This window comes from Niallia nealsonii (genome assembly GCF_002835805.1).
Lineage (GTDB): Bacteria > Bacillota > Bacilli > Bacillales > Cytobacillaceae > Niallia > Niallia nealsonii.
Genome location: NZ_PISE01000027.1, coordinates 15,850 through 28,734, shown reverse-complemented (window position 1 = coordinate 28,734; position 12,885 = coordinate 15,850). Strand labels below are relative to the sequence as shown.

The following is a 12,885-nucleotide window of genomic DNA, read 5'->3' as shown; positions in this document are numbered from 1 at the left end:
CCTCCGTCCTTATTCCTAATCAAAAATAATGCTTATTTTTGTTGTTGTTCGCGTTCTGACATAATTTGTAAATAACTTTGTGCAAAGCGGAATAATTTTTGTGCTTGTGGATCTTTTAATAATTTTAATAGACCAAATAAACCGATTGTTTCACTGCTTTGTTCTGCACGATCTTTCGCTTCAATAGCAGTTGCTGCAATTCCTTTAGCTGAATGGACAACTGGCTCCATCATTTCTGTTACTGCATGAACCGCATCACTTTTAAATACTTCATCATTAGCTAATCCTTGCGCAAAATCATAAGACTTTGTTAAAACATTTACTACTTCTGTTAATTTAGGAAGTTGTTCCACTAATGTTGTTAAAGATTCTTGCACTTCTGGTTTCAGAAGTTGATCTAACAAATCTTGGCTAGTTGTTGCTGTCAGTTGCTTTTCACTTGCTTGCGTAGTTGTTTCTGACATAACTGATTCTCCTTTACTATAAGCAGATACGCTTATATGAGTTTTGATTAAATTGCCAAACTATTGTGATTTTATGCACAATAGTTTGCAAAGTAAAGATAAAATTTTATATAAATACCAGTGAAATTAAGGATCGTTATAGTTCTGGCAATAGTAACTAATAGTTATACAAAACTATTAAACAGAACCTTTACATTATCCTTTGTTTTAATCCCTTTAATATAATACCACTTTTTTATGAAAAATAAATGTGAGAATGACAAATTTTTAGAGATTTTTTAAGTAATTATGAACTTCGTCACAGAGCATAACACTTTTGACAATTTTTGCGTTCTTTTTTCGCCATTCTCAATCAAAAAAAAATCTTTCTAGTGAATAGATCGTTGATTTTTATATGTTGTCAAATTCAATATCTGCCACAATGCTGTCTACTCTTCCAACTTCTCGGATATATGCAGCCACTGCCTGATGCTCAGGATTTGGTCCATACAGTTCTAGCGCATGCCGATCTTCAAAACGAACTTTTAGCAATACTTGATAGTCTGAGTTACTAGAAGCAAAATTTAATCCAGCTTGCAAATCCACAATACCTATCACTTTGTTGCGTAATGCTCGAAATCTTTTTATCACTTCTTGTAGTTGATCTTCTGTCGTTGATTCGCCAAATTTAACTAGAACAATATGATCTATCATAAGTTGACCTCTTTCTTTTTGCTTTATTTATCTTTATATTCTAACGAATTATAGATATTCCAGCAAATTTTATTTATTTTCTCTGTATTTTTCTTTTCCCATGATTTTATCCTACAAAAAAGAAAACCTTCTCATTATAAGCAGAAGGCTCTCTCTTTTCTGTTATTCCTTTGTAAATGCAATCGTACTTCTTACCGTATCAATTGGACGAACCAACTGTTCAATAGCTTCTCGCTTGCCTTCTAAAAATGGAGGAAGTGATAGTTTTTCACCAAGTGTTTCATACTGCTCATCCCCCATAAATCCTGGTCCATCTGTCGCAAATTCAAACAAAATTTGAGGAGCCACTCGTGCATATAAGGATTGAAAAAAGTGTCTGTCTACATACCCAGATGTTTGAAAACCAAAATTCTCCATACGGCTAATCCACTGATTTAATGTATCTCGGTCCTCTACTCGGAATGCCGCATGATGAACGGTGCCGAACCCTTGACGTGCTTGGGGAAGAACCCCATTATGCTCTACAATAATTTGTGCACCATTTCCCCCTTGGCCTACTTCAAATAAATGAAAAGATCCTTCTTTAGCTATTTCTTTAAATTCGAGCATTTTTTCAAGCATTTCTTTAAAATAATCAAAATTAGCAATACGAATAAACACTGGACCTAACCCAGTAATCGCATATTCCAATGGAATGGGCCCATTTTGCCAAGGAGTACCTGGTGCTACTCCATGATTATGTTCATCTGAAATTAACTGATATGATTGTTCGTCAAAATCAACAAATGATAAAACTTTTTTGCCAAATTGTTCGGAGATGCCATCATGAGCCACCCCTAAGCGGTCAAAGCGTTCCTTCCAATAATTGATTGCTACATCTGTTGGCACACGAAAGGATGTTTTAGCAATTTCATTTGTACCATGCACTCCTTTTGGAATATTAGGAAAATCAAAAAATGTCATATCTGTTCCAGGACTTCCTATGTCATCTGCGAAAAATAAATGATATGTTTGGATATCGTCTTGATTGACTGTTTTTTTCACTAAACGCATTCCTAATACAAATGTAAAAAATTCATAATTTTTTTCTGCACTGCTTGTTATCGCGGTTATATGATGTACTCCTTTTAATCCATTCATTTTACTATTCCTCCAGCCCAATTTCTTTATTTTCTCCTATATGATAATAGGTAGTATATGAAAATTATTCCATCTATTATTACTTCAATTTAAAATATCTTTAATTCGAGATAAATATATCATTCTCCATCTGACTTGTCAACCAACATGCTACTGAATACTTTTCTTTTCTTTTCTTTTCTTTTCTCATCTCAAACATAATATCTATTTTCAAACACATACTAAGCTTTGGTATGTATATATTTTTAAGAAAGGAGCTTCAGATGAATAAACAAACAAAAGCAAATAAATCTCCAGAAACAGGCAGTCTTTCATGGTGGCAACTATCGTTAATAGGCGTTGGCTGCACCATTGGTACTGGCTACTTTCTAGGATCAGGCATCGGCATAAAAGAAACGGGATTTTCCATTGTCTTTTCTTTTATTATTGCGGCTCTTGGCACTTATATTGTCTTTAATCTGCTCGCCAAAATGACAGCAGCAGATCCACAAGAAGGCTCTTTTTGCTATTATGCAAACAAAGCTTTTGGTCCATGGGCAGGCTTTAGCTGTGGCTGGAACTATTGGTGTTCCAATATTTTAATTATGGGCAGCCAACTGACTGCACTTGCACTCCTTTCCCAATTTTGGTTTCCGAAAATTCCTCTTTGGATTTTTGCCTGCATCTATGCCGTTTTATCAATTTTTGTTGTTTTTTTAGGTACAAAAGGGTTTGATCGAGTTGAAAATTATTTGGCAGTAATGAAAACAGCAGCAATTATTATGTTTATTTTATTAGCAGCTGCTGCACTTTTGGGCTGGTTTAAAACGAGCGGACATAAACCAGTGTTTCCAAATTCTAACCAAGACTTTTTTCCACATGGCTGGAAAGGATTTTGGACATCACTGCTATATGCCTTTTACGCATATGGAGGAATTGAAGTAATAGGCCTTATGGCCATGCAATTAAAAAAGAAAGAAGATGCACCAAAAGCAGGTACTAATATGCTGATTATTTTAATGATTATTTATGTTCTTTCATTAGGATTAGCTGTCGTGCTTGTGCCGCTTCATGCATTTACGGAAAAAGAAAGTCCTTTTGTTACTGCTTTATCCGATTATCATTTAAATTTTTTCCCACATGTATTTAACGGAGCGATTATTATTGCTGGTTTTTCTACGATGACTGCGTCGTTATTTGGAGTGACAAATCTTCTTGTAACACTAGCTAAAGGTGGAGATGCACCAAAATTATTTGAGAAAAAATTAAATAAATTCAATAGCCTCCCATTGCCTTCTCTTATATTGGGGGCACTTGGCTTATTTGCTTCCGTTGTGGCAGCACTTATTTTACCTGGAAAAATATTCGAATATATTACAACTGCTGCAGGAATTCTACTCTTGTATAACTGGGCATTTATTCTTTTTTCCTCTTTTAAAGTGTTAAAAACAACTTTTTGGGATAAAACAAAAGCATCTGTCGGTATACTTCTTATTATTGCGGCTATCACAGGAACAACTTTAGAAAAGGGAATTAGAATCGGCTTTTTTGTAAGTCTATTATTTGTAGTTATTCTTTCTGTTTGTACAATTATTGTTGTGTATAAACGAAAGCAAGCCCCTTTATAGTTTAGGCTTGTCTCCTCTTAGCAGAACAAACATCATTCTTGTATATTGTTCTTTCCAAAATTTTCTTACGCTAATTTGGTAGAGCTCGCAATTTTTTTCGTTTTGCAAGCTCTACTTAGTCCTATTACTCATCTTCTGCCCCCTCAGACTAACTTTTTACACTATTTTTTATAATTGGTTTTGTTAATTTTTATTACTAGCAGCTTGGATTTTCTTCCATTCTTCTTCCTTTAATATTCCTAAGCATTTAAAAACATAAGAATATGCTTCTATTTTCTTTTGAATGCGTCCATTTGGTTTCATCCTTTATCCCTCCTGTTATATAATATTAACCACAGTAAAAAAAGTTTCCTTAACACAAAATAAAAAACTCTTTTTTTAGAAGCCTTTATAAAAAGCTCTGTTCAATTTGCCTGTTGATTGCAGCGAGAGGCGTTCGCTTTCCGCGGGCAGTCCAGGAGCCTCTCGCTGCAATCAATAAAGTGTCAAAATCAGCAATGAGCTTTAACATAGCCTATAAAAAAACAGACTATCTGCTTTGGATAGCCCGTTTAAAAAAATTTAAGCAAGTGTTGCCAATTTAAATACTTGTTTACTTTCTATTAATGCTTCGACATTCTGCTTGTATGTCAGATAATGCTCTGTTTCATTATAAAATTTAATCGCTTCTTCATCGACCCAATTTTCATAAAACACAAAAACATCGTCGTTATTTAAAGATTCATGAAACAGATAATTTAAACACCCTTTTCTTTGCGGGAAGGATTCACCATTTTTGCAATTCTTTTCGCAGCTCAGTCTCTTTGCCTGAATGTGCTTTTAAAATAGCTATAACAGTAATAGCCGCTCCTCCTGCTTAATCCTTATTTAGGAAATGCTGCTGCATATTGCTTTGGCACTGGTGTTTCTTTTTTCAGCTGTGCAGCTGCTTCAATTGTCCAATAAGGATTTCTTAGCATTCCTCTTCCTACTGCCACTAAATCTGCATCTTCATTTCCAACAACTGCATTTGCAACCGTTGCATCTTCTAAATTCCCAACTGCGATAACTGGCACATTTAATGTTTCTTTATACAAGCGGGCAAGGGGCACTTGATAGCCTGCATGTATTCCAGGTCTTCTAGTTGCAGATAGAGGCCCTTCTCCACCTGAACTTATATGGAATATATCGACACCAGCTTTTTGATAATGTTTCGCAAATTCTACACTTTCTTCTGCTGTATAGCCGCCCTCCACATATTCTGTTGCAGAAATGCGCAGAATTAAAGGCATGTTTTCTGGCATAACACTTTTCGCAGCTTGAATTACTTCTACACCAAATTTTGTCCGATCTTGACCGTACTCATCATCTCTTTTATTTGTAAGCGGTGCGTGGAATTGATGAATTAAGTAGCCATGTGCACCATGTAATTCAATCACATCCACACCAGCTTTTAATGCACGTTCTACTCCTTGACGGAATTTTATGACCATGTCTTTTACTTCTTTTGTAGATAATTCTTTTGGCGTTTTTGATTTTTCATCAAAAGCTATCGGCGAAGAAGAAACAGGAACTTCTGCATCTTCCGCTTTTCTTCCGGCATGAGCAATTTGAATGCCTACTTTTGCGCCATGTGCATGACAGGCATCAACAATGCGAGCTAATGCTGGAATTTGCTCATCGCTCCATATCCCTAAATCATAATCACTAATGCGTCCATCTGGATCTACATCTGTCATTTCAATAATAATTAAGCTTGCCCCGCCAATTGCACGGCTAACATAATGATTATAATGCCAGTCGTTTGCAATTCCATCCTTATTCTCAACAGAATATTGGCACATTGGGGGCATCACCACACGGTTTTTTAATTCTAATCCTTTAAATGAAAAAGGGGTAAATAAATTTGTCATTTTTTATTCCTTCTTTCTTTTTAAATGTATGCTCATGCATGTAAATTAACATGATTCTATTTCTCAGTCAATATTGTTGCCTACTTAACACCATTTTAATTTATTTGCCTTCATCCCATCGATTAAATGCTGCCAAAAGCAGTCAAGCAAAAACTTGTCGACTGCTTTTGTTATTTATGATTTTCAAGCTCTTTTACTAATTGTGTTAACCCTTGATAAACCTGATCCTTTTTTAGTGCTTCATTTAATGTTTGCTGAAAAGTCATCTTTGCTTTTACTAATTTTTCTTCCCCATATGCTGTCAAAGAAGTATAGATCCCTCTTCGATCATCTTGGCAAATATGTCTTTGCAGTGCCCCGCAGCTTTTCGCTTCCATTCTTGCAACAAGTCTTGATAATGCACTTTGACTTAAATTAACCATTTCTTGCAACTGCTGCAGCCTTAACTTTTTCTCCGGAGCTTGTGCTAAAAACAGCAGCACGTAAAACTCCCTTAACGATAATTGATGGGCTGCTTGTAAAGTATTCTCCAATTCATTTGCTACTTTTTCTTGTATGGAAGTAAGTGTTAGCCAACTTGCAACGAATGGACTTTGTTCATTTAATTCCATTTAATCTCCACCTATAGTTGGTATAAAATGGCCTATTTTCTTTACATATTAAGCCATTATATTCACGGTTAATAACTTATTGTACCAACTATAACTTTTACTAGTCAAACAGTACTATTGTTTTAAACGGTCAAAAAATTCAAGAATTCTTCCTTTTCTCTGAGAAAAACTTTGCATATTTTACCCTCTTCCGGCCTGAAAGGATGGGTACTTTGTCATTCCGCCGTCAGCAAACAAAGTAATGCCGGTTACATAGCTTGATTCTGATGAAGCAAGCCACACAGCAACCGCAGCAATTTCTTCTGGTTTGCCAATATAGCCTAGTGGAATCATGGATTCTACATCTTTCCGCTGAACTGGATCTGCAAATTTTTCAGCATTTATCGGTGTGTTTATAGCCCCTGGACCTATGCTATTTACTCTTATACCTCGAGGTGCATATTCAAGTGCAAGTGTTTCTGTTAACATCTTCACCCCACCTTTACTTGCTGCATAATGAACAAATGTTGGCCAAGGAATTTTTTCATGTACACTTGACATATTGATAATATTTCCTTTGATTTGATGTTCTACAAAATATTTTAATACTTCCCTGCTTCCTAAAAAAGCTCCCGTTAAATTGGTTTGCACAACCTTTTCCCAATCTTCTAAAGAAAGCTCGTGGGAAGGCACAGAATTTTCAATCCCAGCATTATTTATAAAAATATCTACTGTTCCAAAATGAGCGGCAGCTGTTTGTACAAGTCTCATCACATCTTCCTCTTTTGTCACATCTCCTTGTACAATAATTGCTTCTCCTCCAGCTTCCTCTACCTCATTTTTCACTCCTTCTGCTTCTTTTTCATCTGAAAAATAATTGATTACTACTTTTGCTTTTTCTTCTCCAAAACGAATAGACATTGCTCGTCCTAATCCAGTTGATGCACCTGTAATTACTACTACCTTGTTTTCTATATCTTTATACATAAAATTTACCTCCAGATGATTTTATTTACCTTTTTGCTAATCCTAAACAAACTACCCCAATAATAATTAAGATAATTCCAATGCCAATAAAGATAAGCTGACGCTTTGTTTTCTTTTCCTTTAATAAAAAAATGCCTCCAAGTGTAGAAATGACTACTCCTGTTTGAGATAAAGAGTAGCTGATGGCAACCCCGACTTTAGGCTGGGAAATAAACAGAAACATATTTCCAGCAGCCCAAAATAGCCCAGGAAATATATTCAGCAATGTATATCTATTATAGGGTTTATGCTTATATGTAATAATAATCCCACCAATTGTCATTCCAACGGCTTGCGGAAACAGGGCCGACCATCCATTGACTCCAAAAGCCCGAGCAACAACGGCATATCCTAAATAGCCGAGTGTAGAAATAAGTAAGGTAACAACGCCCTTTTTAAATTTTTTTGCTTCTTCATTGCTGCGTTCCTGATCATAGGATGTACAAACAATCCCTCCAATAATACAAGCAATCGCAATAACGCCGAGAATAATGGTCGTTGCTGTTGTCCATTCACGAAAAATTAATACACCAAAAAGCGTTGTAGAAACAATTTGCAAACCAGTAGAAATCGGCATTGTTTTCGAAACACCAATATATTCAATGGACTTGAACTGTCCGCTTTGACCAATCGACCAACAAATCCCAGAGATAACACCAACAATAAAAATAGTGATTGTAAGCTCTGGTCTTGCAATTAGATACACAACGGAAGAAAATAATAATGCCCCAATTGTTGTTCCTAATGTTTGACTATAAGCACCTCCGCCAATCTTTACATTCAGAAGCACAATACTTCCCCAAAATATGGCAGGAAGCAAACTTAAAAATAAATCCAAATCACTCAAACCTTCTTTCTCATTGATTTTTTTTATTTTCCCTTAAAATGAAAACTTTAATCCTGATTTAAAAAAGACGAGATGAAACAAACTGATTTTTTAGCAAAATATAAAAAAACACCTAACTTTTCCAAAAAAGTTAGGTGTTTTATCTAGATATAGTCTTTTTGTATTGATTAATATAGGAATTAAATTGATTTTCTAATTCATACAGCAATATTTGACACCGCTCATCCTTTATTAAGCTCTTTAAAGTGCCAATAGCACTTTCCACTAAATGGATTCTCGCTGAATCATTATCATGAAGTTCTTCTCTGACAAAGTCAATGAGTTCAAAAAATTTATCTTTATCTTTTTCACTCATGCAAGATTCGGTTATTTTTGCTTTTAGGCCATCTATAATTTGAAGCAGTTCTTTCTCTTGATACTTTTGATGTGCTGCATCAGGAAGCCATTGTTTTAAAACAATTGGATCCAGCAATTGTTCTTTTGAAATAGATAGTTCTTTTGCATTGCTGATGATTCTATTGACAGCATATGTTACTACTTTGTGTATATCTGATTTATCTTTATTCTCCAAAGAATAAAAATAAAATAAGTTGTGAAGAATGCCTGTCATCATAATTGCACAATCTAATAAATAGGGTTTGCTTTTTGCATCACAAATATCATGAAGCCGTGCATGCACCCAGTGCAATTCTTGAATTCTTCTTAGCTTTAAAAACTCTTTCAGCTCTTCATCCTTTGTAAATAATATTTCTTCAAATAAAGAAATAATTTTATATTGATCATTTGTTCTGATAAGCAATTCAATTTGTTTAATAAAAATATCTATATTTTTTTTATTTTCACCCATTAATAATTTTTTTCGTTTCTCTTCTATCTCCGAATAGATGCTCTTAAATATAGAAATTAACAGTTCATTTTTGCTTGTAAAATAATTATAAAAAGTTCCTTTAGAAATGCCGCTGGTTTCCAAGATTTCTTGAATAGATGTTGTATGAAATCCTTTTTCAATAAATAATTCATGGGCCCTATTCATTACATGTTTTTTCCGATTATTCATCATCCATCACCTTAAGGATAAATTAGACTGCCTGTTCAAAATGAATACTACCCGATTTCTTAACTAAATACAACTTTCACTAGTTCAAAGCATTGCGAAACACCTTTCATTTATAGCAGTTAAAATAATTTTGAAAATTTAAATTTTATATTAAATTTTATATTTTAGATTACCTAAACTTTTTATTGCAAAAAATGAACCGGCAGTATATTATTATTTAAGCCTAGAACAATTGTATAAAAATTGTACCGAGAGTTCATCCCGGTTCATTCAATCAATCAGAAGGAAATGCTATTTCCTTCTGATTGTAGTTTCACTTTATTAAGGAGGACATATAAATGGATAAAACAGAAACACAACATACAAAAAAACCCCCATATGGCATTATCGCCATTTTAATGGCAGGGGCTTTTGTGGCAATTTTAAATTCAACCTTGCTAAATATTGCTTTACCTTCCATTATGAAAGATTTTGGAATTAGCGAATCAACAGGTCAATGGCTTGTGACTGGCTATATGCTTGTAAATGGAATCATGATTCCAACGACTGCATTTTTAATTCAAAAGTATTCGATTCGCCGCTTGTTTATTACAGCGATGTCCCTATTTACTTTAGGAACCATTGTAGCTGGATTCTCTGGCAATTTCCCTACCATGCTTGCATCCCGCATGGTCCAAGCATCTGGTTCTGCTATCATGATGCCGGTATTAATGAACTTTCTACTAACTAGTTTTCCTGTTGAGAAACGGGGAAGTGCAATGGGTGTTTTTGGTTTAGTAATGGTTTTTGCACCAGCAATCGGTCCAACATTATCTGGTTATGTAGTAGAGCATTATGATTGGCAAACATTATTCCATATTGTTGCACCAATTGCCGCAATCGTATTATTATTTGCTATCTTTAAATTAAAAGATAAAAAAGAGAAAATTGATATTACAATCGATAAACTATCTGTACTTTTATCAAGCTTAGGTTTTGGTGGATTATTATATGGCTTTAGTTCTGCTGGAGATAAAGGATGGGACAGCTTCCATGTATATGGTCCATTAATTGTAGGTGTTATCTCTTTAGTTCTATTTATCATGCGCCAATTAAAATTACCTAGTCCAATGCTTGAATTTAGAATCTTTAAGTATCCTTTATTTACATTATCAGCAGCTATTTCTGTTGTCGTGAATATAGCAATGTTCTCAGGAATGCTGTTAATGCCTTTATATATTCAAACAATTAGAGGGATTTCTCCTTTAGATTCAGGATTACTGTTATTGCCAGGAGCTATCATTATGGGAATCATGTCTCCAATCACTGGTAAACTATTTGATAAATATGGTGCTCGTGTGCTTGCTGTCATTGGATTAATTATAACTGCCGGTACAACTTACGCATTCAGCAAGTTAACAATGACAACAGAGTATTCCACACTAATGATTATCTATGCTGTTCGTATGTTTGGTATGTCTATGATTATGATGCCTGTTATGACAAATGGGTTAAACCAGGTGCCGCAACGCTTAAATCCGCATGGTACTGCAATGAATAATACACTGTCACAAGTTTCTGGGGCTATCGGTTCTGCAATATTGATTACAATCATGTCCAACAGAACAGAAACACATGCAAAAGAAATTGCAGCAGATGCAATGAAAAGCATGAGCAATGCAACAACACAGCCAACTGCTGATGCAATCGCTGCTGCTAAAGAACAAATTGCAATGAAAGCAATGCTTGAAGGAATAAATGATGCATTTTTAATCTCTGTTGGGGTGGTAATCATCGCATTGATACTATCCTTCTTTATGAAACGTGCTGTTCCTGCAGAAGATTTAATTTCTAAAAACACAAATGCTAAACATGCTCCGTCTGCAAATAAATTAGCGGAAAACAACTAAAACTCTAAAAAACCTAACTGATCAAAAAATGTTATTCACTTTTTTCAGTTAGGTTTTTTTAATCAAACTTATTAAAAACGTTACACTTTTAGCTTTTGCTCCGCACTAACTAATATTTTCACTTGATTTTTCTCTTCAATTTTCACTTCCTATTTCTATTTTTTTGAAACAATCAAATAAAAGCGTTATTGTGCTCAAAATCATTGACCGTTATAAAAAGAGATTACAATAAATTTATTACACAGCCTAAAGCTTTCTCATAGGTTATAAATTATTATTGCCATAACGTGCACTTCCTTTAAGAATGGTAGAATATGTAAAAAGTTAATGATCTAAGAGAACGGGCTCATCTATGTGTAAAATCCTGCTCTCGATGCTTAACCCATCCAAGTACCCTTGCATGGATTACTGCACCTGATTCCGAATGAAATAAAGAAAATGAATGGATAGATTTCCTTTAGAATATTTCTGAAGAAAAGCTCTTTCTTCAAGTAAATTGCACAAAAAAATAACCCCGCTAATAGAAAGGGCCACTTCTTCCTATTAGCAGGGTTATTTATCCACTTTCTCAGCAACAGAATCAGTTGAGTCTCCAACAATTAAGGATACGGATAGTTTCTTTTGCTTAATAGTATCATCACCATTAATCATATCCATTAAATATTTAATCGCAAGCTCCCCGATTTCTTCTTCATTTTGTACAAGTCTTGTAAAGTTCCAGCTCCCTATATTCAGGGCGGGTTCATCAAAACATATAATAGAAATATCTTTAGGAACATGCAGCCCTAAATTATTAACCGCCTGATGCGCTAAACGGGCTATATTATATTCAAAAGCAAATAATGCTGTTAATGACGAATTATTTGTTATATAGCTTTCTATTTCTTTAATATCTTCTTCTTGTGTGCTTTTCGGTTCAGGCAACGTACTTTTTATATGTGTGCACCACAAATTCTTATTTACAATTAATTCTTTTTCAGCATAAGCTTCTACAATACCTCTAAATCTATCCTGCAGTGTTGTCGTCCCCATTTCATTTGGAGAAATAATGCCTATATTTTTATGACCTAATTCAAATAGATATTCAACCCCTTTTTTTGCGGCTTCTACATTATCAGTAGATACAGAAGAAGCGGCAACTCCTTTAAAGGATCGGTCAATCAATACAAAAGGAAATTTATCTACGACCATTTTCAGTATTTCTGAACTGTAATGTTCTGCTTGAGCTGGATATATAATAATTCCATCTACTGCAATAGACAATAATTCTTTTAAGATTTGCTCCTCTTTTTCTGGCAAACCAAAAGAACGTTTTAAAATAACAAAAGCAGTACCTGATGTTGCATTTTCTATACTGGAAATTATTTTACTTCCATAAGTATCATCAAAATTAGTTAATATAAGTCCTATCAAAGGTTTCTTTTGTTTAGTTTTAGCAAGCAATGCATTTTCCCAGTTTTCTGATACAAAGGTTCCCTTTCCCTTCTGCCGATAGACAATTCCATCCTTTTCTAAAGATTCTAATGCCTTTTTGCTTGTTATTCTGCTTACTTTAAAATGTTCGGATAACTCTTTTTCTGACGGTACCCTTTCGCCAGCCTTGTATTTTCCAGAAAAAATATCCTTCTTTATCGCTGAGTACACTTGTTCATACAAAGCCTTCACTTGCATCACCTCAAA

Annotated in this window: 12 protein-coding genes; 2 read left to right on the top strand and 10 right to left on the bottom strand. The window is 34.5% G+C overall.

Annotated features, from left to right (window positions below; translation table 11 throughout):
• Positions 1-32 precede the first annotated feature (32 nt).
• The 3 genes from CWS01_RS12955 to CWS01_RS12945 all read right to left on the bottom strand — a co-directional run bounded on the left by CWS01_RS12955 (position 33) and on the right by CWS01_RS12945 (position 2,297).
• The gene (locus CWS01_RS12955; RefSeq protein ID WP_101177626.1) at positions 33-464 is read right to left on the bottom strand and encodes a DUF1641 domain-containing protein; all 432 of its coding nucleotides are present in this window, start codon (positions 462-464) and stop codon (positions 33-35) included.
• Between the two features lie 390 nt (positions 465-854).
• Positions 855-1,157, bottom strand: a complete 303-nt coding sequence (locus tag CWS01_RS12950) for a Dabb family protein (protein WP_101177625.1) — start codon at positions 1,155-1,157, stop codon at positions 855-857.
• A gap of 162 nt (positions 1,158-1,319) precedes the next feature.
• Positions 1,320-2,297, bottom strand: coding sequence for a ring-cleaving dioxygenase (locus tag CWS01_RS12945; RefSeq protein WP_101177624.1), 978 nt, complete (start codon positions 2,295-2,297; stop codon positions 1,320-1,322).
• A gap of 263 nt (positions 2,298-2,560) precedes the next feature.
• On the opposite strand from CWS01_RS12945, the gene CWS01_RS12940 reads away from it, so the two are divergent.
• Positions 2,561-3,904 (top strand): amino acid permease, encoded by a 1,344-nt coding sequence (locus CWS01_RS12940; protein ID WP_101177623.1) that lies wholly within the window; start codon positions 2,561-2,563, stop codon positions 3,902-3,904.
• A 561-nt stretch (positions 3,905-4,465) separates the two neighbouring features.
• On the opposite strand, the gene CWS01_RS12935 is transcribed toward CWS01_RS12940, so the two are convergent.
• From CWS01_RS12935 to CWS01_RS12910, 6 genes are all read right to left on the bottom strand, one after another.
• Complete coding sequence (locus tag CWS01_RS12935) at positions 4,466-4,702, bottom strand: putative quinol monooxygenase (protein WP_268877071.1); 237 nt, start codon at positions 4,700-4,702, stop codon at positions 4,466-4,468.
• A 65-nt stretch (positions 4,703-4,767) separates the two neighbouring features.
• Positions 4,768-5,796 (bottom strand): NADH:flavin oxidoreductase/NADH oxidase, encoded by a 1,029-nt coding sequence (locus CWS01_RS12930; protein WP_101177621.1) that lies wholly within the window; start codon positions 5,794-5,796, stop codon positions 4,768-4,770.
• 170 nt (positions 5,797-5,966) lie between these two features.
• On the bottom strand, positions 5,967-6,407 hold the full coding sequence (locus CWS01_RS12925) for a MarR family winged helix-turn-helix transcriptional regulator (RefSeq protein WP_101177620.1): 441 nt from the start codon (positions 6,405-6,407) through the stop codon (positions 5,967-5,969).
• A gap of 180 nt (positions 6,408-6,587) precedes the next feature.
• A complete protein-coding gene (locus tag CWS01_RS12920; RefSeq protein ID WP_101177619.1) occupies positions 6,588-7,373 on the bottom strand; it encodes an SDR family oxidoreductase in 786 nt (261 codons plus the stop codon).
• A 25-nt stretch (positions 7,374-7,398) separates the two neighbouring features.
• Positions 7,399-8,250 (bottom strand): GRP family sugar transporter, encoded by an 852-nt coding sequence (locus CWS01_RS12915; protein ID WP_101177618.1) that lies wholly within the window; start codon positions 8,248-8,250, stop codon positions 7,399-7,401.
• Between the two features lie 148 nt (positions 8,251-8,398).
• Positions 8,399-9,316 carry a TetR/AcrR family transcriptional regulator gene (locus CWS01_RS12910; protein WP_157827649.1) on the bottom strand — a complete coding sequence of 306 codons (918 nt, stop codon included), beginning with the start codon at positions 9,314-9,316 and terminating at the stop codon, positions 8,399-8,401.
• Positions 9,317-9,654: 338 nt separating this feature from the next.
• Here CWS01_RS12910 and CWS01_RS12905 point away from each other — a divergent pair, with 338 nt between their 5' ends.
• Entirely contained in the window at positions 9,655-11,205 is a 1,551-nt protein-coding gene (locus tag CWS01_RS12905) for a DHA2 family efflux MFS transporter permease subunit (RefSeq protein WP_101177616.1), read from the top strand.
• 552 nt (positions 11,206-11,757) lie between these two features.
• Here CWS01_RS12905 and CWS01_RS12900 read toward each other — a convergent pair.
• Positions 11,758-12,870 (bottom strand): GntR family transcriptional regulator, encoded by a 1,113-nt coding sequence (locus CWS01_RS12900; RefSeq protein ID WP_168714394.1) that lies wholly within the window; start codon positions 12,868-12,870, stop codon positions 11,758-11,760.
• Positions 12,871-12,885 lie beyond the last annotated feature (15 nt).

What these genes read in the sequence shown, in the direction of transcription:
- CWS01_RS12905 (WP_101177616.1), top strand. Translation starts at nt 9,655, where the DNA reads ATGGATAAAACAGAAACACAACATACAAAAAAACCCCCATATGGCATT.
- CWS01_RS12940 (WP_101177623.1), top strand. Translation starts at nt 2,561, where the DNA reads ATGAATAAACAAACAAAAGCAAATAAATCTCCAGAAACAGGCAGTCTT.
- CWS01_RS12925 (WP_101177620.1), bottom strand. Translation starts at nt 6,407, where the DNA reads ATGGAATTAAATGAACAAAGTCCATTCGTTGCAAGTTGGCTAACACTT.
- CWS01_RS12950 (WP_101177625.1), bottom strand. Translation starts at nt 1,157, where the DNA reads ATGATAGATCATATTGTTCTAGTTAAATTTGGCGAATCAACGACAGAA.
- CWS01_RS12920 (WP_101177619.1), bottom strand. Translation starts at nt 7,373, where the DNA reads ATGTATAAAGATATAGAAAACAAGGTAGTAGTAATTACAGGTGCATCA.
- CWS01_RS12930 (WP_101177621.1), bottom strand. Translation starts at nt 5,796, where the DNA reads ATGACAAATTTATTTACCCCTTTTTCATTTAAAGGATTAGAATTAAAA.
- CWS01_RS12945 (WP_101177624.1), bottom strand. Translation starts at nt 2,297, where the DNA reads ATGAATGGATTAAAAGGAGTACATCATATAACCGCGATAACAAGCAGT.
- CWS01_RS12910 (WP_157827649.1), bottom strand. Translation starts at nt 9,316, where the DNA reads ATGAATAATCGGAAAAAACATGTAATGAATAGGGCCCATGAATTATTT.
- CWS01_RS12955 (WP_101177626.1), bottom strand. Translation starts at nt 464, where the DNA reads ATGTCAGAAACAACTACGCAAGCAAGTGAAAAGCAACTGACAGCAACA.